23 protein-coding genes are annotated in these 24,167 nt (G+C 54.0%); 18 read left to right on the forward strand and 5 right to left on the reverse strand.

Annotated elements, in window-relative coordinates; all coding sequences use genetic code 11:
• Nucleotides 1–16: 16 nt before the first annotated feature.
• Nucleotides 17–688, reverse strand: coding sequence for a septal ring lytic transglycosylase RlpA family protein (locus tag D5366_RS06845; RefSeq protein WP_141492834.1), 672 nt, complete (start codon nt 686–688; stop codon nt 17–19).
• A gap of 103 nt (nt 689–791) precedes the next feature.
• On the opposite strand from D5366_RS06845, the gene aroQ reads away from it, so the two are divergent.
• From aroQ to D5366_RS06915, 14 genes are all read left to right on the forward strand, one after another.
• Entirely contained in the window at nt 792–1,241 is a 450-nt protein-coding gene (gene aroQ / locus D5366_RS06850; RefSeq protein ID WP_141492835.1) for a type II 3-dehydroquinate dehydratase, read from the forward strand.
• Nucleotides 1,238–1,690 (forward strand): acetyl-CoA carboxylase biotin carboxyl carrier protein, encoded by a 453-nt coding sequence (locus D5366_RS06855; protein WP_141492836.1) that lies wholly within the window; start codon nt 1,238–1,240, stop codon nt 1,688–1,690. Before aroQ ends, D5366_RS06855 begins: the two co-directional genes overlap by 4 nt.
• Nucleotides 1,690–3,042, forward strand: a complete 1,353-nt coding sequence (gene accC, locus D5366_RS06860; RefSeq protein WP_141492837.1) for an acetyl-CoA carboxylase biotin carboxylase subunit — start codon at nt 1,690–1,692, stop codon at nt 3,040–3,042. The genes D5366_RS06855 and accC overlap by 1 nt, the downstream gene beginning before the upstream one ends.
• A gap of 22 nt (nt 3,043–3,064) precedes the next feature.
• Complete coding sequence (locus D5366_RS06865) at nt 3,065–3,634, forward strand: NIPSNAP family protein (RefSeq protein WP_141492838.1); 570 nt, start codon at nt 3,065–3,067, stop codon at nt 3,632–3,634.
• Between the two features lie 281 nt (nt 3,635–3,915).
• Nucleotides 3,916–5,760: a phosphogluconate dehydratase gene (edd, locus tag D5366_RS06870; RefSeq protein ID WP_141492839.1), complete on the forward strand. Its 1,845-nt coding sequence runs from the start codon at nt 3,916–3,918 to the stop codon at nt 5,758–5,760.
• 43 nt (nt 5,761–5,803) lie between these two features.
• Nucleotides 5,804–6,427, forward strand: coding sequence for a bifunctional 4-hydroxy-2-oxoglutarate aldolase/2-dehydro-3-deoxy-phosphogluconate aldolase (gene eda, locus D5366_RS06875; protein WP_141492840.1), 624 nt, complete (start codon nt 5,804–5,806; stop codon nt 6,425–6,427).
• Nucleotides 6,428–6,589: 162 nt separating this feature from the next.
• A complete protein-coding gene (locus tag D5366_RS06880; protein WP_141492841.1) occupies nt 6,590–8,143 on the forward strand; it encodes an MFS transporter in 1,554 nt (517 codons plus the stop codon).
• Between the two features lie 24 nt (nt 8,144–8,167).
• Complete coding sequence (locus tag D5366_RS06885; protein ID WP_141492842.1) at nt 8,168–9,271, forward strand: HlyD family secretion protein; 1,104 nt, start codon at nt 8,168–8,170, stop codon at nt 9,269–9,271.
• Nucleotides 9,268–10,725 (forward strand): efflux transporter outer membrane subunit, encoded by a 1,458-nt coding sequence (locus D5366_RS06890; protein WP_141492843.1) that lies wholly within the window; start codon nt 9,268–9,270, stop codon nt 10,723–10,725. Before D5366_RS06885 ends, D5366_RS06890 begins: the two co-directional genes overlap by 4 nt.
• A 14-nt stretch (nt 10,726–10,739) precedes the next feature.
• Nucleotides 10,740–11,303, forward strand: coding sequence for a metal-dependent hydrolase (locus tag D5366_RS06895; protein ID WP_141492844.1), 564 nt, complete (start codon nt 10,740–10,742; stop codon nt 11,301–11,303).
• Nucleotides 11,300–12,877 carry a bifunctional phosphoribosylaminoimidazolecarboxamide formyltransferase/IMP cyclohydrolase gene (gene purH, locus D5366_RS06900; protein WP_141492845.1) on the forward strand — a complete coding sequence of 526 codons (1,578 nt, stop codon included), beginning with the start codon at nt 11,300–11,302 and terminating at the stop codon, nt 12,875–12,877. Before D5366_RS06895 ends, purH begins: the two co-directional genes overlap by 4 nt.
• Before the next feature lie 8 nt (nt 12,878–12,885).
• The gene (locus D5366_RS06905; protein ID WP_141492846.1) at nt 12,886–13,278 is read left to right on the forward strand and encodes a hypothetical protein; all 393 of its coding nucleotides are present in this window, start codon (nt 12,886–12,888) and stop codon (nt 13,276–13,278) included.
• 89 nt (nt 13,279–13,367) lie between these two features.
• A complete protein-coding gene (locus D5366_RS06910; protein WP_141492847.1) occupies nt 13,368–14,714 on the forward strand; it encodes a hypothetical protein in 1,347 nt (448 codons plus the stop codon).
• An 18-nt stretch (nt 14,715–14,732) separates the two neighbouring features.
• A complete protein-coding gene (locus D5366_RS06915; RefSeq protein WP_141492848.1) occupies nt 14,733–15,473 on the forward strand; it encodes a flagellar hook assembly protein FlgD in 741 nt (246 codons plus the stop codon).
• A 9-nt stretch (nt 15,474–15,482) separates the two neighbouring features.
• Here the strand turns inward: D5366_RS06915 and D5366_RS06920 are convergent, their stop codons facing one another.
• A complete protein-coding gene (locus D5366_RS06920; protein ID WP_141493881.1) occupies nt 15,483–16,742 on the reverse strand; it encodes an AGE family epimerase/isomerase in 1,260 nt (419 codons plus the stop codon).
• A 210-nt stretch (nt 16,743–16,952) separates the two neighbouring features.
• Between D5366_RS06920 and rpe the strand changes: the two genes are divergently transcribed.
• The 3 genes from rpe to D5366_RS06935 all read left to right on the forward strand — a co-directional run bounded on the left by rpe (nt 16,953) and on the right by D5366_RS06935 (nt 20,457).
• Complete coding sequence (rpe, locus tag D5366_RS06925; protein ID WP_141492849.1) at nt 16,953–17,618, forward strand: ribulose-phosphate 3-epimerase; 666 nt, start codon at nt 16,953–16,955, stop codon at nt 17,616–17,618.
• A gap of 8 nt (nt 17,619–17,626) precedes the next feature.
• The gene (locus D5366_RS06930) at nt 17,627–19,303 is read left to right on the forward strand and encodes a heparinase II/III family protein (RefSeq protein ID WP_141492850.1); all 1,677 of its coding nucleotides are present in this window, start codon (nt 17,627–17,629) and stop codon (nt 19,301–19,303) included.
• A gap of 71 nt (nt 19,304–19,374) precedes the next feature.
• Nucleotides 19,375–20,457, forward strand: a complete 1,083-nt coding sequence (locus tag D5366_RS06935) for a glycosyltransferase family 4 protein (RefSeq protein WP_240775394.1) — start codon at nt 19,375–19,377, stop codon at nt 20,455–20,457.
• A 35-nt stretch (nt 20,458–20,492) separates the two neighbouring features.
• Here D5366_RS06935 and D5366_RS06940 read toward each other — a convergent pair whose 3' ends face one another.
• On the reverse strand, nt 20,493–21,098 hold the full coding sequence (locus D5366_RS06940; protein ID WP_141492852.1) for a response regulator transcription factor: 606 nt from the start codon (nt 21,096–21,098) through the stop codon (nt 20,493–20,495).
• On the reverse strand, nt 21,095–22,225 hold the full coding sequence (locus D5366_RS06945) for a sensor histidine kinase (RefSeq protein WP_141492853.1): 1,131 nt from the start codon (nt 22,223–22,225) through the stop codon (nt 21,095–21,097). The genes D5366_RS06940 and D5366_RS06945 overlap by 4 nt, the downstream gene beginning before the upstream one ends.
• Between D5366_RS06945 and D5366_RS12225 the strand changes: the two genes are divergently transcribed.
• Nucleotides 22,188–22,292, forward strand: coding sequence for a 4Fe-4S binding protein (locus tag D5366_RS12225; RefSeq protein WP_141492854.1), 105 nt, complete (start codon nt 22,188–22,190; stop codon nt 22,290–22,292). The genes D5366_RS06945 and D5366_RS12225 overlap by 38 nt on opposite strands.
• A 586-nt stretch (nt 22,293–22,878) precedes the next feature.
• On the opposite strand, the gene tyrS is transcribed toward D5366_RS12225, so the two are convergent.
• Nucleotides 22,879–24,117 (reverse strand): tyrosine--tRNA ligase, encoded by a 1,239-nt coding sequence (gene tyrS, locus D5366_RS06955; protein WP_141492855.1) that lies wholly within the window; start codon nt 24,115–24,117, stop codon nt 22,879–22,881.
• Nucleotides 24,118–24,167: the final 50 nt, after the last annotated feature.

The raw sequence follows: 24,167 nt of genomic DNA on the forward strand, positions 1-24,167 counted from the left end.
CCCCAGCGAATGCGTTTTAATGGTGGTGGGAAGCGTTGTGGTGCTTTGCTGACACGTGCTGTGCTGGGCGAGGTGGTGCTGATGCTACAGGGGCGAGGGTGTCGATATCACCTGCATCAGCCACTTCGGTTTCTTCGCTGCCATCTTCTTCCAAACGGGCGATTTTTACGTGAGCTGTGCCGCTGCCAAGCATGCCCAGTTGGGATGCGGCTGCGTGGGAAAGGTCAATGATTCGGTTGTTAAAGGGGCCCCGGTCATTTACGGTAACGATGACCGAGCGGCCGGTATCTTCTGAAACAACTTTAAGTTTTGTGCCAATCGGCAGCGTGGGATGAGCTGCGGTCAAAGCATTGGTATTAAAAATTTCGCCTGAACTTGTATGGCGTCCGTGGAATTGACGCCCATACCAACTTGCAACGCCCTGCTCGGTCCATTTTGCACCCTGCTTCAAACGCTGCGCTCTCGATGCCAATGCTGCACGGACAGAATCGGCCCAGCTCGTCTTCCCGGCGACTACAGTCGCGCTTTCAGGGACGGTATCGTCAGCCGTGACCTGAAGGGGAGAAAGCGCTCCAAGGGCCAAAACAGCGCATAGGCCGCGTAAGTAGCGAATGTTTCTAGCAGGCGAAAATGGCACTGTTTGAGGTTCTTCTCCAGTGAACGGGACGGGCGAAAACCCAATGCTCATAGCATAAAATTATCACCCTGTCCCGTTTTTGAACGCTTAAAAGCGGCGGTTTTAGGGCAATGGTGCTTTCGTATTTGCGCTGAAAGTGCTATCGCGCGGCTTAATGAGACGTCCTCACATTGCCGTTTTGAACGGCCCTAACCTGAATATGCTGGGTCTGCGCCAGCCCGGAATCTACGGATCAGCGACACTCGATGATGTGGAGCAGATATGTATCCAAGCGGCTGAGCGGCTCGATGTCGGTATCGATTTTCGTCAAACGAATATCGAAGGCGAACTCGTGTCGTGGGTGCAGGAATGCCGGGGACGGTTTGATGGGATTGTGATTAATCCTGCGGCGTATGGGCATACATCAATCGCGCTTTTAGACGCGCTCTTAGCCGTCGATTTGCCCGTGATTGAGGTGCATATTTCCAATATTCACCGCCGGGAAGCGTTTCGCCACCATACCTATGTTTCACAGGCTGCAATTGGTGTAATCTGTGGATTAGGGGTGCGCGGTTACGCTCATGCGCTCCAAGCAATTACCGACCTGATCGAAGACGAAGGATGAGCCGTATGCTCGTGGATAAAGATGCCATTCGGGCATTGGCCGAGATTCTGACCGATACCGGCCTGACCGAGATTGAAATCGCTGAAAAAGAAAGCCGGATTCGCGTAGCGCGTAGTGCTGCTCCGGTTCAGGCTGTTGCGGCGCCTGCGCCCGTTGCTGCCGCTCCGGTTGCGGCACCTGCAGTTGCGGCCCCTGCAGCGCCTGCAGGCGATCATCCGGGTGCAGTGCCAAGCCCAATGGTTGGCGTGGCTTACCTCTCGCCGGACCCATCAGCACCGACATTCGTGCAGGAAGGTCAGACAGTATCTGCTGGCCAGACCATCATGCTGATTGAAGCGATGAAAACCTTCAACCAGATCAAGGCACCTCGTGCAGGCACGCTGACGAAGTATCTGGTCGAGTCCGGCCAGCCGGTAGAATTTGGTGAGAAGCTGGCGATCATCGAATAATGTTCTCAAAAATCCTCATCGCCAATCGCGGCGAAATCGCATTGCGCATTCTCAGGGCTTGCCGTGAGATGGGCATTAAAACGGTTGCTGTTCACTCCACCGCTGATGCGGACGCCATGCATGTGCGCTTGGCCGATGAGGCTGTGTGCATCGGGCCACCCAGCGCGCGTGATTCGTACCTGAACGTTGCGGCCATTTTGTCCGCTGCAACCATTACGGGTGCGGAAGCTATTCACCCGGGCTACGGGTTTTTGTCCGAAAACGCATCTTTCGCAGAAACTGTGGAAGAGCACGGCTTGGCCTTTATCGGTCCAACGGGTGAACACATCCGTATGATGGGCGATAAAATCACGGCCAAAACTACGATGCGCGCACTTGGGGTGCCGCTCGTGCCGGGCTCAGACGGTGGCTTGGCCAGCTTGGCCGAAGCGCGTGAAGTTGCTGAACGTGTTGGCTATCCTGTGTTGATCAAGGCTGCTGCTGGCGGTGGCGGACGCGGTATGAAAGTCGCTCATACTGCAGACGAGATCGAAGAAGCATGGAGCGTTGCACGTACTGAAGCGCGTGCTGCTTTTGGAAATGACGAAGTCTATCTGGAGAAATATCTGGATCGGCCACGCCATATCGAATTGCAGATTCTGGCAGATGCCCATGGCAGCGTTGTCCATTTAGGTGAACGCGACTGCTCTTTGCAGCGCCGTCACCAGAAGTTGTTGGAAGAAGCGGGTTCTCCGGCTCTCACGGCTGAAGAGCGTGATGCTATTGGCCGTACAACAACAGAAGCTCTGTCTAAAATGGGCTATCGTAACGCCGGTACGCTTGAGTTCCTGTATCAGGATGGCCAGTTCTGCTTCATCGAGATGAATACTCGTTTGCAGGTGGAGCACCCCGTCACTGAAATGGTGTGCGGTGTTGATTTGGTGCGCGAGCAGATTCGTATCGCGGCAGGTGAGAAGCTTGGCTACACCCAGTCGGATATTAAAATATCTGGGCATGCTATCGAGTGCCGTATCAACGCTGAAAATCCAGAAACTTTTGTGCCAAGCCCCGGCACAGTTACGGTGTTCCATGCTCCCGGCGGGCTGGGTGTGCGTATGGATAGCGCGATTTATGCGGGCTATCGTATTCCGCCTTACTACGACAGCATGATTGCCAAGCTGATTGTCCACGCTCCGACCCGTGCGGAAGCAATCGCGCGCATGCAACGCGCGTTGGACGAGTGCGTCGTGGAAGGGGTTCAGACCGTTATCCCGCTGCACCGTAAAATTCTGGCAGATGCTCAGTTCCAGAAGGGTGATTACACCATCCACTGGCTTGAAAAGTTTGTGGCTGCTCAAACGGCAAAGAACTAAGAGCGATCTAGAGGGTTACGTTATGCGCTACGCTGAGACACTGACATTAGACATCCGTCCCGGTCTGGTTTCACGCGTGGCGACAGCGCTGGAAAAGTTTAAGGAGGCTGGGCTTTGGCTAACCGAGACCGGCCCGTTAAACCGTATTATGGCCCTGTATACGGCAGAGACACTTGAGCAACTTCGTCTTATGCGGCGTGACATCCTGAATCATATTCCACGTGATGTTGTCGTGCGAGAAGATGTGACCTCTTGGGAAATTGTTACTCCCCTTCTTGAGGCGGGGCGCTATGGTGGGGTTTACGAGTGGCGCTGCTATGAATGCCACCACGATGCCATGGCGGATGTCGTTGAGCGTTTTAACCATGCGCTAGTGGCGAGAAGCACTTTATCACCGCTTTGTTGTGCAATGGTTTCCCTTGAAGGCGTGCCGCGTTTTGCACATTTGTGGCCTTATAAAGATGCTCAATCGCGGAGTCTTATTCGGGCGCAAGCGCTTGAAAGCGGTAAGTGGCCACCTGCAATAGCGCCATTTCTGACGCGTATGGAAAATGCCCTTTTATCGCCTTTGCCTACGTCAAAATGGTGCTGATAAACATTCCGTGAATGTTTGCTATGAAGAAAAATCATGGCTATAGTATACTATTAGTTGACGAAATAAACTGTTCCCTTAAGGGTGTTATAGGAAAATTAAGCGAAACATTTCTTCGCTTGAAAGAAATAGTATTATTTTAGTGCACTTTATGTGCTGCCGGGATGGTTGCCGATCCCGTTCCTATTCCCTATGTAAGAGCTCCCATCACGATGCTGTGACTAACGACGGAAAGCGGTCTTCCGTTTGTTCGCCGCGGCAGACGATTAGCGAGAGTTCCCATGTCTCTGAATTCCGTCTTAGAGAGCGTAACAGCCCGGATCATCGATCGATCGAAGATTTCGCGTCGGCGTTACCTCGCTCTGATGGAACGTAACCGGGAAAAAGGTGTGTCTCGACCGCGCTTGGCATGCGGTAATTTGGCGCATGCTATTGCGGCATCTGAGGGCGATAAGCCTAGCTTGATGGAAGCACGCAATAATAACATCGGCATCATTTCCACCTATAACGACATGCTGTCTGCGCATCAGCCCTACGGCCGATACCCTGAGCAGATTAAGCTTTTCGCACGTGAGGTGGGGGCGACCGCTCAGGTAGCTGGGTGCGCGCCGGCCATGTGTGATGGCGTCACACAAGGGCAAGAGGGCATGGAGCTCTCCTTATTCTCCCGTGACGTGATTGCGATGTCTACGGCAGTGGGGCTGAGCCATGGCATGTTTGAGAGCGTGGCGCTGCTCGGTATTTGCGATAAAATCGTACCGGGCCTTCTTATGGGTGCACTGCGCTTTGGGCATTTGCCCACGATGCTAATCCCTGCTGGGCCGATGACATCGGGTCTGCCGAATAAAGAAAAAGTCCGTATCCGCCAGCTCTACGTGCAGGGTAAGGTCGGCAAAGATGCGTTGATGGAAGCGGAGAATGCCTCCTACCACAGCGCGGGAACTTGTACCTTCTACGGTACGGCAAATACGAACCAGATGATGGTTGAGATTATGGGCCTCATGATGCCCGATTCAGCGTTCATCAATCCCCACACGAAGCTTCGTCAAGCTGTTACCCGGGCTGGGATCCACCGTCTGTCTGAGATCAGCATGAACGGTAACGACGCGCGTCCTTTAGCGGAATGTGTGGACGAGCGCGCGATTGTAAACGCCGCAGTTGGGTTGTTGGCGACCGGTGGCTCTACCAATCACACCATCCATTTGCCGGCGATTGCACGTGCTGCTGGCATCATCATGAACTGGGAAGATCTGAGCGACCTCTCCAGCGTTGTGCCGCTGATGACGCGTGTATATCCCTCTGGCTCTGAGGACGTGAACGGCTTTAACCGTGTCGGTGGTATGCCCACGGTCATTGCTGAATTGCTGCGCGGTGGGTTGTTACACCAAGACATTATGACGGTGTCGCGTAACGGTTTCACAGATTATGCACAGCGCGCGACGCTGGAAGATGGTGAACTGACTTACGTCCCGGCTGAGCCGTCTTCGGATCGCGGTATTCTGCGTGACGTTACAGAGCCGTTTCTGGCCGATGGCGGCATCAAGCTGATGCATGGCAATATCGGCCGTTGCATTTACAAGAGCAGCGCCATTGCCAAGGAGCACTTGACGGTAGAAGCCCCTGCGCGTGTTTTCCACGATCAAAACGACGTGGGTGCAGCATTCAAACGCGGTGAGTTAGAGCGCGATGTGGTTATTGTCGTGCGTTTCCAAGGCCCGGAAGCGAACGGTATGCCTGAACTGCATAAGCTCATGCCAACGCTCGGCGTCCTTCAGGATCGCGGCTTTCGTGTTGCCTTGCTGACGGATGGACGGTTGTCTGGTGCGAGCGGCAAAGTGCCTTCCGCAATTCACGTATGCCCGGAAGCGCAGGTCGGCGGTCCCATTGCCAAAATACAAGATGGGGACATTGTGCGCGTCTGCGCTGTGACGGGGGCGATTGATGTGCTCGTGTCAGACGAGGAATGGGCTGCACGCAAGCCTGCGGACATTCCACCTCCGGGCGTTGGCACTGGGCGTGAACTGTTTGCGCTGATGCGGAGCGTACATAGCTCGGCTGAGGAAGGTGCATCTGCCATGTTGGCTCAGATGGACCTTGTGTTAGACACCGTCGGAGATGAGTTCTGAAAAGGCCTTCTTGTCTGGCCTTGATGGAGAGGATCAAACAATCATGAGCGATACTGCGAAATTAGACGCCGTTATGACCCGCAGCACGGTTATTCCTGTGCTGGTGGTAAAGGATGTCGCACAGGCGCGCCCCTTGGCGGAGGCGCTGGTTGCCGGCGGTCTGACCACTCTGGAGGTAACGCTTCGCACGCCATGCGCTCTTGAGGTGATTGCTGAAATGTCCAAGGTCGAAGGGGCATTGGTCGGCGCAGGAACCGTTTTGAGCCCAAAAGATTTGGAAGCATCGCTCAAAGCAGGCGCAGAATTTATTGTCAGCCCCGGTTTGACGGAATCACTCGCGAAATCAGCCGCAGAACATGATGTGCCATTCCTGCCGGGCGTAGCGAATGCCGGTGACATCATGCGTGGTTTGGATTTAGGTCTGACACGCTTCAAATTCTTCCCGGCCGTGACCAATGGCGGGCTTCCGGCTATTAAAGCAATGTCGAGCGTTTTTGGTGCTGTCCGCTTTTGCCCGACGGGCGGTATTACGGAAGCGACAGCGCAAGAGTGGCTGTCTGTGCCGTCCGTCTCATGCGTTGGTGGCTCGTGGTTGACCGCTGGTGAATTTGATGCGGCAGAAGTTACACGCCGCGCCAAAGCGGCTTCGGCGCTAAAAGCGTCGTAAGTTCTAAAGCGTTATAAATAATTATATAGAATTATTGTTGTTGGGCTACTCAGGGTGTTCCGCCTAGAGTGGCCCATATGCATTTTACGAAAATTCGACGAGTGTGCAGCCAACGCCCTCCAACATTCCGTTGGATGACCAAAGGAGGAGCGTACCCTTTTTATGGACGCAGATAAAAAACCTCTCTTTGGCTTGGCAGGCGTTATTGTTTTGGCCTTGGCAACTGGCCTGAACGAGCAGGTCTCAAGTCAATCACTCCCTGATATTATGGGGGGACTCGGTCTTAGCCATGATCCGGCAACGTGGTTTTCAAGTCTATACAGTACGTCTGAAGTGATAGGGTTGGCCCTGTCTCCGTGGCTCGGTATCACGTTTTCACTGCGTCGCTTTATTTTCTTTGTGATTACCCTTGCGACGTTATCTAGTATTTTTATTCCTTTTATCCAATCTGTGCCTGTTCTTTTAATGTTGCGCAGTCTTCAGGGGCTGTCTGGGGGATTCGCCATCCCGCTTTTAATGACTGTGGCTTTGCGTGTTCTGGCGCCTAAAATTCGGTTAATTGGTCTGGCAGCATACGCGTCGACGGCCACGCTCTTTCCTTACCTGAGCGGTGCTCTGGCCGCATTGTGGTGTGACCTTGTGGGATGGCAGTTTGCTTTCTTTCAGGTCGTTCCTTTGGCGGCCATAGCTTTGGTGCTGGCGTGGTTTGGTATGCCTGTGGATGCACCGCAATATAAGCGTTTTCGTAAGATTGATTGGCGCGGCATGCTTTTGGTCATTGTCGGGTTTTCATCTCTAACGACATTGCTGCAGCAGGGTGACAGGCTGGATTGGTTTAATTCACCCTTTATATGCGTATTGGCGCTGATCTCAGCGGTATCGTTGCCTCTTTTTGTGGTGAATGAGTGGTTTCACGAATTGCCGCTGTTCAAGTTCCAGCTTTTAGCGCGTCGTAACTTTGCTTATGGCGCGGTTACGCTGCCAGTCTTTGTACTGACCTCTATTGCATCAACGTCAATACCAGGTGGGGCTTTGTCAGGCCTTGCGGGATACAGGCCAGAGCAAAGCTACGGTATTACGCTTGAGGTAGCCGTTCTTCAGCTCATTATGCTGCCCTTTTTGGCGTGGTTGTTGAACCGGGAATGGGTTGATTGCCGGGTAGTCAGTTTTACGGGGCTGTTGTGTTTATTAGTGGGGTGTTTGGGTGGGAGCTTCGTAACGACTGTCTGGGACAGAGGGGAGTTCTATCTATGGCAGGCATTTTTCGGGGCAGGCGGCTCTATGGTTGTCATGTGCATGCTGCTGATGGCTACGAACTCACTCTCGCCACAGGAAGGGCCGTTTGCTGCGGCAATGGTGAATTGCCCGAGAGGTATGGCATCGACGGTTGGTGTCTGGCTTGTACAGTTGGTTCAGCGTTGGCGGGGTAGTTTACACTCAGACAGATTGACGGACCGTCTCGGCCGCGAGCGTTTCAACCTTTGGCAGGCTGAAAGTCCTTCGGTGCATTACCCAACGCCGCTTTTACCGAATGGAATGCCCCGGACGCCTGAAGCTGTGCGTTATCAGGCTTATGAACTCGCGCATCAGACACGTGCTTTGGTGCTGAGCGACGTTTATTTGGTCGTTGCTGGTTTCGTTGTTTTTCTTATTTTTCTTGTACTTCTGGTTCCAGAGCGAACCTATCCGCCGCGTATTGCTTTGGCGAAGAAATAGTACGTGCCATGAAAGTTAGTGTTTATGAATCATGCCGATAGTGATCAGAAGAAGACAACGCCAAAATGGCCTTTTTTTCTGGCAGGTGTGGTTGTCGTTATTTTTGTGGCGGTGGTGCTAGGGATTATCTTTATTCCGAGCGCTGATGTTTCCACGGATGATGCCTATGTAACGGCGCATTATGCTACGATAGCACCGCGTATTCCGGGGCAAATCGTGAGTGTGAACGTAGACGATAATCAGGTGGTAAAATCTGGTCAGATTTTAGCGACGTTAGATGATCGTGATTATAGCACGGCGCTTGAGCAGGCGCGGGCAACGCTGGCGCATGACGAAGCATTAGTATTGGATGCGGCCGCGGCCGAGACGAGGCAGCCTGCTTTGGTATTGCAAACGCAGGCTGCGGTAGCGCGCTTGCGCTCCGAGTTGGTTTTCGCACAGGAAAACTTGCAGCGTTACAGAGATTTGGCACGGACCGGTGCGGGCAGCACCGAAATGCATCAGCATTATGCGGCGCAAGTTGGCGAATTGCAGGCCGCATTACAGGGGGCTGAAGCAGACGTACAAGCAACGCAGGACCAAATTCCAATTTTGAAAGCTCGGCACGACGCGGCTGAGCAGACACTGGCAGTGGACCGTGCGCGTGTGCATCAGGCAGAACTCAATCTTTCCTACACGCGTATTATTGCGCCATTCGACGGGATGGTCGGAGAGCGTAGTGTCCAGCTCGGGAATTATGTTGGGCCGGGTGCGGCGTTGATGGCTGTTGTTCCCATGAACGAATTGTGGATCGAGGCAAATTACCGGGAGCTTGCCCTCCGGAACATGAAGCCCGGCCAATCCGTCAAAATCCACGTTGACGCTTACAATATTGATTTAAAGGGGGTGGTGGACAGTGTGCCCCCTGCGTCCGGTGCAGCGTTCGCACCTTTGGCGCCGGAAAATGCGACAGGAAATTTCACAAAAATTGTGCAGCGTTTGCCAGTAAAAATTACATTGGTGCCGGGGCAAAAAGAAGCTGGGTTACTTCGCATGGGCTTGTCGGTTGAGACGACCGTGCATACCGGTTTGGCAGATGTCGTAGGCGCGCAGAAAATTACGCAAGTGGGATCGGTGACAGCGAAATGAAGGAGGGATTGAGGCGAGTTTTAGGGGTTAGTAGTGCGATTTTTTTTGCAGGGTGCACTGTCGGGCCGAATTACAAGACGCCCCACGTCACGGGGTTGGAGCATTGGGGTAATGAGCCGATCGCACCAAGCGTAACCTATGCGGGTGAGGTCGATGTTGCGTGGTGGCGGAGCTTTAAGGATGAGGAGTTAAATCACCTTGTAGAGCGTTTGGGGCAACAAAATCTAATTTTGCAGGAAGCCGCTACACGTATCTCTGCTGCACGCTCACAGGTGCGAATTGCTGCGGCTCAGGGTTTGCCTAGTGTGAATTGGGCGGGTGCTTATACATGGACGCAACAGAGCACGCGGGGCTTCTTATCACTGGCGGAACCACGGGCAGGCGCCAATCTTCAGTATAATTATTACACCAACATAGCTTCTGCCGGGTGGGACCTTGATTTGTTTGGCATGGTTCGGCGCGCGGTTGAGGCAGGCCGGGCTGAGGCGGATGCCGCTGTAGCCGCGCGGCGGGCAGTGGCGCTGGCAAGCGTGTCGGATTTGGTCAGCGCATATATGCGGCTTCGTGGTACGCAAGAGCAGCGTATGCTGACGGAGCATAACCTTGCATTGGCGCGGCACGATCTGGCGCTTGTGCAGGATCGCGTGCGTGACGGTGCAGCAACAGAGTTGGAGTTGGCCGAGGCTAAGGCGCGAGTAGCGAGCACACAAAGTGCACTGGCACCTCTGCGGGCGGAAGAATCGGCCTTGATGAATGCGATGGCATCTTTGCTTGCTTTGCCACCGCGCGCTTTGGAGGGGGAGCTTAGTCCGGTAAGGCCGCAACCTTCCGTCCCAGGGGTGGTACCGGTCGGTCTACCCTCGACCCTAGCGCAACGACGGCCGGATATTATGTTGGCGGATGCGCGTTTGCACGCGGCAACGGCGCGTGTGGGGATGGCAAAAGCGTCTTTTTACCCAGACATCGTACTTGCTGGAAATCTCGGTACACAGTCGCTTTCAGCCGGAGATTTCTTCTTGCCTGTGGCCAAGTATTTTACGCTTGGCCCAACATTAAATGTTCCTATTTTTGAGGGCGGCAGGCTGCGCGGAGAGCTTCACCTTTGTGAAGCAGCGCAGCAGGAGGCCGCATTAGCATACAGGCAAACAGTTTTAGATGCGTGGCGTGATGTCGATGATGCGTTGACGGGATATGCGCAAATACAGGACCAGAAAGCACGTTTGGATGAAGCCGTGCAGCAGAACCGCCTTGCATTGGCGGCCGCGCGACAGCGTTATGTAGCCGGTGCGGTACCGTTCCTTGAAGTAGATGAAGCGCAGGCACGCGTTTTGGCGAGTGAGACGAGCTTGGCAGCGGTGCAAACGAAGATGAATACTCAACTCGTTGATTTGTATCGGGCTTTGGGTGGTGGCTGGCAATTCACAGAGCCTCTTGCATCTCTGCACAAGGACTGATTTCTACTGCGCCTATGACAGGTCGTTCACATCTTCTCGTTGGCGCATTTACATCTTATTGCGCCATGCGGTGGCAAATTCTGACACCGGACATCGCCTCATTTTTTACAGCTCTGATTGGAAGTCTTTTACCAGATATTGATACAGAGCGCTCCATGATGGGCGCGCGGATGAAATGGTTGTCACGCCCGGTGGCCCGGCTATGTGGGCATAGGGGGTTAACCCATTCGGCAGTGTTGTGGGTGGCTGTTGCGGTGTTGTGTCGGGCGCTGTTTGGGGGTGATGTTTTAGCGGGCCCCCTTGGAGGCCTGCTGCTGGGAGTGGCGAGCCATATTTGCGTGGATCTACCTACGGGGGGGTGTCAATTATTTGGGCCGCTTAGTCGCTCACGCGTGTCGGTTTGGCCATACGTCAAGACGGGCGGTGTAGGAGAGGTATGCCTGCTGGTACCCACATTGGCCTTGCTGGGCTGGTTCGGTTGGAATGCAATGCCGTTACACTCTGAACACGATCTGCACCCTCATGCACATCAACGGTTGCATGTGCCGTTTTCCGGCGATATGGCTCTCCCATCATGACCGAAAACCGTATCCCTGTCCGCCGCGCTCTGCTTTCCGTTTCTGACAAAGCCGGGCTTATCGAGCTTGGGCGTGCGCTCGCCGCCCATGGCACTGAACTCCTCTCAACCGGGGGATCTGCTCGTGCGCTGCGCGAAGCGGGCCTGACAGTGAAGGATGTGTCCGAACACACCGGTTTCCCCGAGATTTTGGATGGCCGCGTCAAGACGCTGGTCCCGCAAGTACATGGTGGCATCTTGGGCCGCCGCGATCTTGCAAGCCATCAGGAGCAAATGGCGCAGCACAACATTGCGCCGATTGATCTGGTGTGCGTCAATCTTTACCCCTTCGCAGCAACGGTAGCATCTGGTGCTGGCGTTGAAGATTGCATCGAGAACATTGACATTGGTGGGCCGGCGATGGTCCGCGCATCTGCCAAGAACCACGACCATGTGGTTATTTTGACGTCACCTGACCAGTACGCGGGCTTGATTAGCGCGCTTGAAGCAGGTGGCACGTTGCATGCTGAACGTCGTGCTTATGCAGCAGCAGCTTATGCCCATACGGCAGCTTATGACTCCATGATTTCACGTTGGTTCGCGCAGCAGGCTGGTGATTTGTTACCGCAAACGCTGACTTTGTCAGGCACGCGTGGTGATCTGCTGCGTTACGGCGAAAATCCGCATCAGCAGGCTGCGTTCTATCGTGATGGCAGCATGCGTCCGGGCTTGGCGTCAGCACGTCAAGTGCAGGGTAAGGCGCTGAGCTATAACAATTTGAACGATACAGATGCGGCTTTTGAGGCTGTTGCAGAGTTCTCTGCGCCGAGCGTTGTTATCGTAAAGCATGCGAACCCCTGCGGCGTGGCGTCAGCTGCTACGTTGGAAGATGCTTGGGTAGCTGCGCTGCGTTGTGACCCGGTTTCGGCTTTTGGTGGTATCGTTGCGGTCAATCGCACGCTGGACGCGGCAACAGCGAAACGTATTTCTGCGATCTTCACGGAAGTGATTGTTGCGCCAGATGCTGAGCCTGAAGCACTTGAGGTTCTGGCCGCTAAGAAGAATCTGCGTCTGTTGCTGACAGGTGGATTGCCTGATCCGAAGGCGGAAGGTCTCGCTGTGAAGACCGTTGCGGGCGGATTCTTAGCACAGAGCCGTGATGCTGGGCATGTAACGGAAGCTGATCTTAAGGTTGTGACGAAGCGCGCACCGACGGAAGCCGAAATGCGTGACCTGCTGTTTGCGTTTCGTGTTGCCAAGCACGTTAAATCCAATGCTGTGATTTATGCGAAGGACGGGGCCACGGTTGGTATCGGTGCGGGGCAAATGTCGCGCGTTGACAGTGCCCGGATTGCGGCGCGTAAAAGTGCAGATGCAGCTGAAGCTGCGGGTGAGCAGGAGCCGCTGACCACTGGATCTGTTGCGGCGTCTGACGCGTTCTTCCCCTTTGCGGATGGCTTGGAAAGCGTTGTGGCAGCGGGTGCTGTTGCTGTAATCCAACCGGGTGGTTCTATCCGTGACCAAGACGTAATCGATGCAGCTGATAAAGCTGGTATTGCGATGGTCTTTACTGGAATGCGGCATTTCCGCCATTGAGGTGAAACATGGGTGTCTGGCGCGGCGTTTTTACGGCTTTGTGTTTGTCCATAACGGCGTCATCTGCCGTGGCAGCCCCTTGTGAATATGACGTTAGCCCTTTGCCAGTCGTGCAGGGGGTTATTGCCCGCTTAACGGATGAGGGGGCAGTGCTGCGCGATGGCACGATGCTAGTCGTGCCTGAAACATTGCGCTCATCGCTCCGTTCAGGGCGAATGGTCAAAGCGCGGGGTTTAATTGACCGCGCGGGGCACCGTGTACAGGTTTTTGCCTTGGAGGGTGCTTCAGTTGAGTGCGCCACCGCGGCGAATATAGCGCGCGGACCTTATCCCGGCTCTCCGCAATACGATGCTTTAATACCCGAGACGGGTAAGCTTAACACCGGCGCGTCACCAAAATAAGAGCCGCTTCAGTTGGCGTGGTAACCCTTCCTTAAAAACTTTCCGTCAAAGTGTCGTGGCTATGTCGCACTTTGATCCGGGAAGCCAGCGTGTCCACAGTACAAGAAATGTCAGCGGTTCTGACGGGACAACTCTGGGCATCCAGCCAGGTGACTGGGCTATCGAGTAGCGCAAGTGCATTGCTTGCGCAGGATACGGTGAAAAGCCGTTTCGATGTGCTTTTGAAAAGCTATGAGCACCCCGAAATTAAGCCGGCTGAGGCGTTGTCCGCCAAGACTGTCCCTGTCGCGCAGGCGTCTCAGGCGGGGGCGGAAAAGACAGTCCCTAGTGCACGAAAGTCTTCTGAGATCGGCACGAAGCCATCGCTGGCAGGGGATAGGCATGAAAAAACGCAGGGGCAAAGTTCTGCGGGTCTATCGGCTAAATTGGGCGCGAAATCTGAGGTGCCCACGTCGGGTGGCGTGGCCAAGAGTACGGCAAATGGACACGCGGTAGGACAATTGGGGCAGCAGCCTATAGCTAAGCAGTGGGAAGTGGGACCGTCGACCAATGCGCGGTCGCAAGTCACCAAAGAGACGCCGCGACTGAAAGAAAATTCAACCACAGAGACATCTTTGTCAGGAAAGGCTGACAAATGTCCCGCAGCCCAAAATTTGAAGGAAGACGGGAAAGATGTTCCTTCACAAAGCCAACCTGAATCTGATGGTGCACAAGACGTAACTCACGCGCCATTAATGGGGGGTTCGAATGTGCAGGGGGCGTTTGGCTCTAATATGGGCGTGCTCCCTGCCGATGGAGTGGAGGGTAGTCAGCCTTTAACGTCGGGTGTGTCTATGGAGGCATCGCCGGGCGAAGTCAGTGGGGCCCCCTGTGAAGTGGCGCAAGGATTAGAGGCTTCTAGCCTAGATATGGGGCATGCAGATTTTTCCGTTCCGGACACCGAGCCAGAGCAAGCAGCATCTACGATTCACGAAAAGGGTATCTCACAAGAGGGAGAAGCTGTTTCCCGCCCCCATGAATCGGGAGAGCCCTTAGTACAGCACGAAAAAAGCATAGAAGGTTATCGGAGCGTGGTGCACATGAACCTCGCTGAACAAGGGCATGTATCTGTTGCCATACGCGATGGCGTCGAGGGGCAGCAGCATGTGCATATTGCTGCAGAAAACGCAGTCACCCTTAATTTGCTCACGCAGGATACGACAGCTTTGGTTGCGGCTTTGAACCAGACTTTGGTGCCCGGCATGACTGCGCTGCCGACGATACACATTACAGCTGGTTTATTACCGACGCAGGAGATGCGTTCTGGTCGGCCAAGCAGTTCAGGCTCGGATAGATCAGATTTGAGCGGAACCCCAGAAAATTCAGAGAATCTACACAAGACGGCCTTGATAAAATCAGCGCGGTGCATGCGTGGCGTCGTTGATCTTACGGCATAGAAGAAGGGAAGTGGGAGAGTGAGTGGTTCTGTAACATCTACGACGGATCAAAGCTCATTATTGTCGCAAGCTTTAACGGCTGCACGCAGCAGTGCGAGTTCTGCACAGAGTGCTGCGGATAACAGCGGGAGCAGCACTGCTAGTAGCACCGCTAGTGCAGCACTTTCGTCTATGGCCGGTAATTTTAACCAGTTTTTGACACTTTTAACGGCTCAACTGCAGCATCAAGATCCGACGAATCCGACCGATAGCAGTAATTTTACGGCACAGGTTGCTCAGTTTGCAGGGGTTCAGCAGCAGGTACAGTCTAATACCACTCTTTCCAGTTTGCTGAGTGCGACACAGGAGAGCCAGCTGGCGAGCGGCGCAAACCTGATAGGGAAAACAACGTCAGCGGTCAGCGCATCGCTTCCTCTACAGAATGGGAAAGCAGATCTCAGTTATACTGCGCCACAGGCTGGAGAGGTTGCCATCGCTGTGACGAATAGTGCTGGGCAGCTTGTCCGGAGCGAAACTGTGCAGGCCAGCGCTGGGCAGCAGAGCTGGCAGTGGGACGGGAAAGACGATTCTGGCAACACGGTAGCTGATGGCGGTTATTATGTTGCTGTTCAGGGGATGTCGTCGAATGGTGACAGTGTTGCTTTGCCAACAACCGTAACGGGAACGATTACGGGTGTTTCAAGGAGCTCAGGTACGGTGAATGCACAGATGGGTGGGGCTTCAATAGCCCTGAATACGCTCAATGCGCTTCAGGGCTAGGGTCACGGATTAGGTATCGCCTTGCGTTGCACGAAGAGCGGTAATGAGGCTTGGTGCAGCAGGGGTTAGCGGGGCAAGGGTCGATTGATAGGCGTGGTACAAATCTGCTTTGCCCTTGTAGATTGTTTCTGAAGGGGCGCCTTCGGGCGTGACTTCGTTGAGCCAACTACCGTAGGTGCGGTCGACCAGTGTTGTGTCTATGTAGTCCCAGATTGTGCGGTACCAGTGTTCGTAATGGGGGTTTCCTGTACGCTTATAAAGCAGGATTGCAGCTGTAAGTGCTTCTGCCTGCGCCCAGTGGATGCGTGCTGTGACATGGGGTTTGTGGTCCCAGTCGACAGTATATAAAAGTCCTGGTTTGCCGTCTGCGTTCCAGCCGGTTCGGATGCCGGTTTCAAAAAGTGCCTGTGCGTCGTGGAGGAGCCAACCCGGTGCATCCAGCCCGTGACGCAGCAAGGATGCCTCAAGCTTGAGGGTAAGGTGCGACCATTCGACGAAGTGTCCGGGTGTCATACCGTATGGGCGTAGGTCGTGGGTTGGCTGGTCGCGGTGATAATCTTTCAGAAGCGTCCAGTTCCGGTCAAAGTGTTCTGGCATCGCAAAGCCCTGAGAGGCTGCCAACTCATGAACGAAGCGTGTCACGATGCGTAAAGCGCGGTGTAGCCACTTCGTATCGCCGGTGACGTCAGCCAGCGCCAAGAAGGCCTCGGTTGAATGCATGTTGCTGTTTGCGCCGCGGTAATCTTCTTCATCGCTCCAATCAGCGGCAAAGCTTTCGCGCATTACGCCTTCTTCTTCAGACCAGAAATGCGTTTCGATGCATTTGATAGCGCTTTCTAGCAGCTCTGAGGCTCCGGGCAGGCCTAAGACTTTGGTAGATGAGGCTGCTAGGGCGACGAAGGCATGAAGATAGGCCTGTTTGCGTTCGTTTGGATTGTCTGCGTAGTGGATCCAGCCGCCGTGTTGAGTGTCGTGTAATGGGCCGCGCAATGCGTCGAGGGCGTGTTGGCTGAATGCAGTACTGCCGGGAATGCCTTTCAGCGCTGCGGCTGCATAAGCATGGGCGCAGCGCGCCGTGATTGTCCCTTCTGCCTTGGCGCCCTCGGGGAGGTTTCCCTTCAGGTCTAGGCCTGTAAAGCCGCCCTCAACTTTCCCCTTTCGGCTGAAAAGCAATAAGTCTTCACCGCGTGCCTTGAGCCAAACTGTGTGCGCCGGCTGGCGGATCCATGTTGAGGAATCAAGCAGTACGGGCGAGAGACGGTCAAACATAAGATGCTCCACGACGGTGACGAGATCAGGAAAATGTGTTGGATTTGAACCTTCCTTCAAGGACGCAGAACCTCCCTAAGAGTTGCGCTTTGGGGCATAGTAGAGCGGTGTTGTTCCGGGGTGAGCCGGTGGCAATCTATGGTTTCATTCACAGGGAGAAGCTGTTAAGCGGCTTGCGTCCTGTTCGAGCATTGCGGATAGATAAGCGTTATGACAGATCGTTCCCCAATTCTTGTGGCCCCCAGTCTGCTTGCGGCTGATTACGGGCATCTTGCCGAGGAAACGCGCTCTGTAGCGCGTGCTCCGTGGCTGCATTTGGATGTGATGGACGGGCATTTTGTGCCTAATATTTCGTTTGGCCCACCAATAATTGCGGCTTTGCCGCGTGATACAGGGGCGAAATTTGACGTCCATTTGATGATCGATCCCGTGGACCCGTATCTTGAAGCAACGGCTAAGGCGGGTGCTGATCACATTACCGTGCACATCGAAAATGCACCCCACGTACACAGAACATTGCAGACAATTAGGGCGCTGGGCTGTCGGCCTGGTATCGCGCTGTGCCCAGCTACGCCACCGGAGGCCATCTCTCAGGTTTTGGATCTCGTTGACATTATTCTTGTCATGACAGTTAACCCGGGTTTCGGCGGCCAGAAGTTTCTTGAAAGTCAATTACCCAAAATCCGTACACTCTCGGAGATGATCAAAGCATCAGGACGTGATATTGTCTTGGGTGTTGATGGTGGAATTGGCCCAGAGACGGCAGCGCAGGCTGTAGCGGCCGGGGCCACGATGTTGGTAGCGGGCTCATCGGTTTTCGGCAAAGATGATCGGGACGCTGCAATTGCAGCACTAGAAGGGCCGTACGCGGAATAGGATAGCTGATGGGCGTGGGCCGGACGGAGCAGACAAAACTTTCCAAACTCAAGCTTTCCATGGCGAGGATGCCCTTCAGGAAGGGCGCGCCGTCGGGGCCTGCTGCCGTATGTCATGATCCGTGGCATGGCGATGCAGAACAAGGGGCGCGGCTTGTCGGACGTTACTTCCGTTTTGATCGGAAAGAATACGATCTGACTTATGGGCGGGCTCCGGTAACGGCTTGGCCTGTGGGCACGTGGCCTGACGCGGCGCGGCGTTGGCTTTACGGCTTCTCGTGGTTACGGGATTTGCGTGCTCTCGGCAGCGATGAGGCGCGCTTGGTTGCCCGTAAAATGGTTGGTGCTTGGATTGCCAACCCGCCGGGTGGTGCTATGGCTGAAGATGCCTGTACAACGGGCATGCGGCTGGCATCATGGCTTTCCAACCACGCCTTTTGTCTCGCTTCCGCGGATCATCGTCTGCAAAAAAAATTGATGGACCGGGTGTTGATTGAAGCGCGGACAATATCTGCGTTATTGCCCATTCCATTTTGCGGCTGGGCTGAGCTTTCAGCGCTTCGCGGTTTGCTTGCTGCGGCTTTGGCGATACCGGAGCAATCTGGTTTCATGGTACGTTTTTTACGGTATTTACCGAGTGCCTTGGAGCGTGTTTTGCTGCCGGATGGTATGGCGGTGGAGCGTTCCCCGCAGGCACAATATGAACTCGTGCGCGAATTGGCCGAAATGTCCATGATGTTCCGGGCTGCACAATTACGTGTACCGCCCGTGGTGGAGGCATCGCTTGAAAAGGCTGTGCCTGTATTAAGGGCATTTTGTCATGGCGATGGCGGCCTTGCTGTTTTTAACGGGAGTGGTGAGGGCGATGTTCGTTCTATCGAGCGCGCGCTGGCACAAGGCTCTCGTTTGAAATTGATTGCCTCTAGCTTGCCTGATGGGAAATTTACACGCGTTGCGTTGGGGAAGTCGCTGCTGATTGTCGATGGCGGCAACCCGGCACCAACCGGTGCAGACCAGAGTGCCCATGCCGGGACATTATCGTTTGAGTTTTCGCATCTCAAAGACCGTATTTTTGTAAATTGCGGCTCGGCGCTTTTAGCGCCATGGGCCAAAGCGCTGCGAGCTAGTCCCGCGCATAATGTGCTTGTCCCGGAAGATTTTTCGTCTTCTGATTTTGACGTTCGGGGGCGGATATCGCGGCGTCCAGCACATGTGACGTGCAAGCACCAAACAAATGGCGATGCTCATTGGATTGATCTGTCGCATGATGGTTATCATCCTTCATTAGGAGCGACGTGGAAGCGACAGCTATATTTGGGCGATAGTGGTGAGGACTTGCGTGGGCAAGATATTCTCCAGAGTGAGCGGGCAGTATCTTTTGCCTTACGCTTCCATTTGCACCCCAATGTTATCGTCACGCAGGATGATGATGATGTGATCATGCATGTCGGGGAGCGGATTTGGCGTTTCAGGCAGCGCGGAGGTGGACTGGCGGTAGAACCGGATGTCTATTTGGCGCGCGACCACGTCGAACCAACACGGCAAATTGTTGTTTATGTTGACGCTAAATATGCGGAGACAACTGAAGACGACAGTCAGAGGGATGACGATGCTGCTAAGCTTAGTGCCAAGCCTGCTGGTGTGACCCAGACTGTCTCTTGGTTGCTGGAGCGTATACCTGAGTGACGGGGCGTCCACTTAAAATTTTGCAAATCACAAATGTTGATTTTGCTCTCAGGCAATTCATCTTCCCGCTTATGCAAGTTTTGCGTAACGCAGGGCATGACGTGCAGGGCGGGTGTGCGGAAGGGCGCGATTTAGCCGCAGTTCGTGCGTCAGGCTTTAAGGTGCACGGCCTGCCAATGGCACGGTCTTTTTCCCCTTTGGCTCAGGGACGGGCTTTTTGGGCATTAGTGCGCCTTATCCGGGAAGAAAGGCCAGATGTAGTCCACGGGCATATGCCTATTAGTGGCATTCTAGCGAGGCTGGCGGCGAAATTCTGTGGTGTGCCGGTTATTGCTTACACGGGGCATGGTTTCCTGTTTAACCAGCCGGGTTCTGGGCTGCGGCGTTGGCTTTCCTTGTTACTAGAATTCGTCACGGGGCGAATGACGAATTTGTACATGACGGTGTCTGTTGAGGAAGCTCGCGACGCACGGCGCTTGCACTTGAATGCTCACCCCGTTGCAATAGGCAATGGCAGGGACCCGCAGCGCTTTCTCCCAAACCCTGAGGCCCGGCAGAGGGTGCGGGCAGGACTGGGTGTGGCTGATCATGTGCCGGTTATTATCGTGGTGTCACGCTTGGTGCGCCACAAAGGCCACCCGGAATTATTGCGGGCTATGGAGCACGTCCCCGACGCAGAATTATGGGTTGTGGGTGAGCGATTAGCCACGGACCACGGGCATGACCTTGCGCAGAGTTTTGCGCGGGCTAAGGAAAAGCTTGGGTCGCGTTTGAGGTTGTTGGGCTCGCGTGATGATGTGCCAGATTTGTTGGCTGCGTCGGATATATTTGCGCTTCCTAGTCATTTTGAAGGGCTACCGATGTCTGTGATTGAGGCGATGCTTTGTGGCTTGCCGGTTGTTGCGACGGACGTAAAAGGCCCTCGGGAGCAGGTTGAAAATGGGCGGACTGGATTGTTGGTTCCGCCCGGTTTGGCCGCTCCTCTAGCGCAGGCACTAGGGACGCTTACTCAAGATCGTGCAAAAGCTGCTGCGATGGGAGAGCGCGGCCGTCAAAGGGCGGTCTCTCTCTATTCCGAGGAACGCGTTTTGCAGCGTGTCGCGCGTTTGATCGAACAAGAAGCGCAGGGTGTATGCGGGCCGCGGAAAAGATAAAATTGCGCTGGTAAACAGCGAGCGGGTATTTTTCTTTACAGCCAACCGTTTTGCCGTGCGATGCGGCTGGCTTCGATACGGTTTTTGGCATCTAGCTTTTGAACGATTTCAGAAAAGTAGTTGCGGACGGTTCCGGTTGATAAACTCATTGTTTCGGCGATGCTTTGGTTGGTTTTCCCGGCCTCAGCCAAGCGCAGCATGATGCGTTCGCGGTCATTGAGGGGGTCTGGTAGTGCGTCCCAAACACTTTCCGCGAGGTCAGAGGCAATGGCTCGGCCACCGCCAGCAACCTTGCGAATGGCGTTGGCGAGTTGGGTGATGGGGGCATCTTTCAGCATGTAGCCGCGGACGCCAGCCTGTAGTGCGCGGCGGAGATAGCCGGGGCGGCCAAAAGTGGTGACGATAAAGACTTTTGTTGTGCTGTTTTCTGCTTTGAGTCGTTCGGCCAGTTCAATACCAGTCATGTTTGGCATTTCAATATCAGTCATGACGATGTCTGGTTTGAGCTCTTGCGCGAGAGTGAGTGCAGAGCTGCCGTCATGAGCACGGCCGATAATGACCATGTCGTCTTCCAAACTGAGCAGCGTTTCGAAGGCGTCAATAAGCATGGTTTGGTCTTCAGCTAAGAGAAGGCGGATCATGGTGTCAGGCTCGCGGTGAGAGTAAGGCCGGGGTTGTTAGTTTTTAGTGTGATGGTTCCGCCGATTGCAGCAAGGCGCGCGCGCATGCCGCGCAAACCGTTGCCCTCGAGCAAAGATTGAGAGTTTTTTAAATCAAGGCCGTTATCGCTTACGGAAATGCCCTGTGGCGGTTGGTCCGGGGGGCCGTGAATGGTGATCTGGCAACGTGTGGCGCTGGAATGGCGGATAACGTTCGTAATGGCTTCACGAAGAGCCATAGCAAGCACGCTACAGGTTTCGATGGAGGCAGTGCTTTCATGTGCAAGGCATTCTCTCCCTTGTACGGTGGCGTCTATAGAAGCTGCCTTTAGCGCTTGTGTGGCTTGCTCAAGTTCACGGGTAAGGGTGGCTTTTTTCATACCTGTGATAGCGGCGCGGACATCGCGCAGGGATTCGCGTGCAATCAAGGTAATGTCATTAATTTCGCTTAGGCTTCTTTCAGGGGAACGGTTGTGGAGTTTGGCTGCGAGTTCGCTTTTAATGGCAATGACTGTAAGAGAATGGCCAAGCAAATCATGCAAATCCCGCGCGATACGTTCACGCTCTGATGTTGCTGCTAACGTCCGGATTTCTGATTGAGCTTCTTTCAATCGTTGATTTTGGCGGGCAAGTCGGCCTTGGAACCACGACATCGTATAGGTTGCTAGGCTGATGACGATTGAAATACTGCCCGATATGGGTACGCCCCGTACAGCCCAAGAAAATACTATGAGAGAGATTTGTAGTATGACTAGGAGGGTAATAGCTCTGCGCGTGTTGTTGATACGAATACACATGGCGGAAGCGTAAATATTAAATGTCATCCACCCGGCATTGGTCCACGATGCCGAAAATCCTAATAATGCGGTAAGAATAATTTCGAGTTCAGTGCTTTCGATGAAACCGTTCTTTTTGCTTGGGCGATACGGAGCAAAATAAAGGGTTAGGAATGCAAAAAAGGCGGCAATTCCGTAAGTCGCCTGAAGCAATGTCGGTGTTTTGTCGAGGATCCAGTTAAGCGGATAAAAGAACAAATAGACTAAGAAAACCGAGTGGTAGAGGTAAGTTCTTTTGCGTGTCGGATTTTGGTCTACTTCAACTAAGGTCATTTCGTTAAATCGCTGTTTCGGGTGTGGTGTATGTGCGCGTTTTTGCAAGACGAATTACAGCGCTTAGCCATAGCGTAATAGCAGTACCAAGGCCTGCGAGTGTCATATGCATTGGGGCCGATAAAATGCACGAAAAGCAAGAGATGAAAACAATGATACAGCCGCTGAAATAATGCACGGGCTCTCTTAGGGCGCGGCCCATGGGTATTAAGGTCAGGCCAATAATGCCGCCAATGAAAGGGTACATAAGTTCTGCGTGGTGCGTTGCGTTGGTTAAAAATCCTACGAAAAAGAGAGATACGCCCCGCCATATTTGTACACGCTTTAAGAGTGTTTGATTGCAGTGGGGTTCAGGTAGGTCGAGGTAAAAGTATCGGGCAACACACCCGCTCAACAGTAGGGCGGAGATTAGCCCCACCAAGACTAAAAGTGGCAGGGACGGAACGAGAGCAGCCTTGCCGCCACGTAATGCCCAAAAAGCAGCGAAAATAAGCGTAAGTGTTTCGGTAGTAAAAAGGCGTTTTTGCAATTTAGTAGCCATGGCGAAGACTCCATAGAGGCCCAAAAATGGGTGTAGTCACTATGGAGAGGCGACAAGCCGCAAAACAGTGCCGGGTGTCATGAAGGAAACATGACACCCGTCATATCTAGGGTTATGCAGGGCGAACGAGGATATGTTTTTTCTTGCCTGATGAGAGTTTCAGAGCTCCATTTTGGAGGTCCTGAGAGCTAACGACCAGGTTTTCATCGCTAATAACGACGTCGTTTATGCGCGCGCCGCCGCCACGGATGAGGCGGCGTGCTTCACCGCCGCTTGTGGCGAGGCCCGCATCTTGCAAAAGACGGAAGATGGGTAGGCCCTCGTCGAGCGTAGCGGCAGCAACATTGACTTCGGGCAGGGCGGCTGTAGCTGCGCCCTGCTCAAAGACGCGGCGAGCAGTTTCTGCGGCTTCTTCAGCTGCAGAGCGCCCGTGACAGATGGCGGTAGCTTCTGTCGCGAGGATTTTTTTCGCATCGTTGATTGCGGCGCCTTCTAGAGCGCCAAGGCGCTCGCATTCTTCAACGGGTAGGTCTGTGAACATTTTGAGGAAGCGTTCGACGTCAGCATCTTCAGTGTTCCGCCAAAACTGCCAGTATTCAAAGATGGGTAGTTTTTCTTCACGAACCCATGTTGCGCCGCCGGCGGATTTACCCATCTTAGCACCGGATGCTGTGGTGACGAGCGGTGTGGTGAGGCCGAAAACCTGCTTGCTTTCGGTGCGCCGTGTCAGGTCAATCCCCGAGACGATATTGCCCCATTGGTCTGAACCGCCGACTTGGAGCGTTACACCTTCGCGGCGGTTTAGCTCGCGGAAGTCGTATGATTGCAAGATGGAGTAGTTGAACTCAAGGAAGGTTAAGCCTTGTTCGCGGTCGAGGCGTTGTTTGACGCTCTCGAAAGAGAGCATACGGCTAATTGAAAAGTGAACGCCTACGTCTTGCAGTAGATCTAAGTAAGACAGCTTATTCAGCCAGTCCCCATTATTGGTTAGTAGAGCTTTCCCGTCCGAAAAATCGATAAATTGACGGAGGGATTTTTCAATTCCAGCAATGTTGTGCGCAATTGTCTCGGCTGTAATGAGCGAGCGTGCTTCATCACGGAAAGACGGGTCGCCGATGCGTGCTGTACCACCGCCCATAAGTGCAACGGGGCGGTGGCCGTGCTTTTGCAATAAGCGTAAAATCATAATGGAAACAGCGTTTCCGACATGCAGGGAGTCCGCCGTAGGGTCAAAGCCAGCATAAGCTGTGATCGGGCCAGCGAGCATTGCTGCGTCTAGCGCTTCTAGATCAGTGCACTGAAAAATCAGGCCGCGCGCTTGAGCTTCACGAAGGAACGGGGACTGGGGCATGGGCGATCAACACTATTTAATATGAAATAAAACGAGGGTTTGCATAGCAC

The organism is Neokomagataea tanensis (genome assembly GCF_006542335.1).
Lineage (GTDB): Bacteria > Pseudomonadota > Alphaproteobacteria > Acetobacterales > Acetobacteraceae > Gluconobacter > Gluconobacter tanensis.

Excerpts from the sequence above, each read along its gene's own strand:
- D5366_RS06940 (WP_141492852.1), bottom strand. The coding sequence starts at position 21,098 with ATGATCCGCCTTCTCTTAGCTGAAGACCAAACCATGCTTATTGACGCC.
- D5366_RS06880 (WP_141492841.1), top strand. The coding sequence starts at position 6,590 with ATGGACGCAGATAAAAAACCTCTCTTTGGCTTGGCAGGCGTTATTGTT.
- D5366_RS06930 (WP_141492850.1), top strand. The coding sequence starts at position 17,627 with ATGGGCGTGGGCCGGACGGAGCAGACAAAACTTTCCAAACTCAAGCTT.
- D5366_RS06905 (WP_141492846.1), top strand. The coding sequence starts at position 12,886 with ATGGGTGTCTGGCGCGGCGTTTTTACGGCTTTGTGTTTGTCCATAACG.
- D5366_RS06885 (WP_141492842.1), top strand. The coding sequence starts at position 8,168 with ATGAATCATGCCGATAGTGATCAGAAGAAGACAACGCCAAAATGGCCT.
- purH (WP_141492845.1), top strand. The coding sequence starts at position 11,300 with ATGACCGAAAACCGTATCCCTGTCCGCCGCGCTCTGCTTTCCGTTTCT.
- D5366_RS06855 (WP_141492836.1), top strand. The coding sequence starts at position 1,238 with ATGAGCCGTATGCTCGTGGATAAAGATGCCATTCGGGCATTGGCCGAG.
- D5366_RS06945 (WP_141492853.1), bottom strand. The coding sequence starts at position 22,225 with ATGACCTTAGTTGAAGTAGACCAAAATCCGACACGCAAAAGAACTTAC.
- D5366_RS06890 (WP_141492843.1), top strand. The coding sequence starts at position 9,268 with ATGAAGGAGGGATTGAGGCGAGTTTTAGGGGTTAGTAGTGCGATTTTT.
- D5366_RS06920 (WP_141493881.1), bottom strand. The coding sequence starts at position 16,742 with ATGTTTGACCGTCTCTCGCCCGTACTGCTTGATTCCTCAACATGGATC.
- aroQ (WP_141492835.1), top strand. The coding sequence starts at position 792 with ATGAGACGTCCTCACATTGCCGTTTTGAACGGCCCTAACCTGAATATG.
- eda (WP_141492840.1), top strand. The coding sequence starts at position 5,804 with ATGAGCGATACTGCGAAATTAGACGCCGTTATGACCCGCAGCACGGTT.
- D5366_RS06935 (WP_240775394.1), top strand. The coding sequence starts at position 19,375 with ATGCAAGTTTTGCGTAACGCAGGGCATGACGTGCAGGGCGGGTGTGCG.
- D5366_RS06895 (WP_141492844.1), top strand. The coding sequence starts at position 10,740 with ATGACAGGTCGTTCACATCTTCTCGTTGGCGCATTTACATCTTATTGC.
- rpe (WP_141492849.1), top strand. The coding sequence starts at position 16,953 with ATGACAGATCGTTCCCCAATTCTTGTGGCCCCCAGTCTGCTTGCGGCT.
- tyrS (WP_141492855.1), bottom strand. The coding sequence starts at position 24,117 with ATGCCCCAGTCCCCGTTCCTTCGTGAAGCTCAAGCGCGCGGCCTGATT.
- edd (WP_141492839.1), top strand. The coding sequence starts at position 3,916 with ATGTCTCTGAATTCCGTCTTAGAGAGCGTAACAGCCCGGATCATCGAT.
- D5366_RS06845 (WP_141492834.1), bottom strand. The coding sequence starts at position 688 with ATGAGCATTGGGTTTTCGCCCGTCCCGTTCACTGGAGAAGAACCTCAA.
- accC (WP_141492837.1), top strand. The coding sequence starts at position 1,690 with ATGTTCTCAAAAATCCTCATCGCCAATCGCGGCGAAATCGCATTGCGC.
- D5366_RS06865 (WP_141492838.1), top strand. The coding sequence starts at position 3,065 with ATGCGCTACGCTGAGACACTGACATTAGACATCCGTCCCGGTCTGGTT.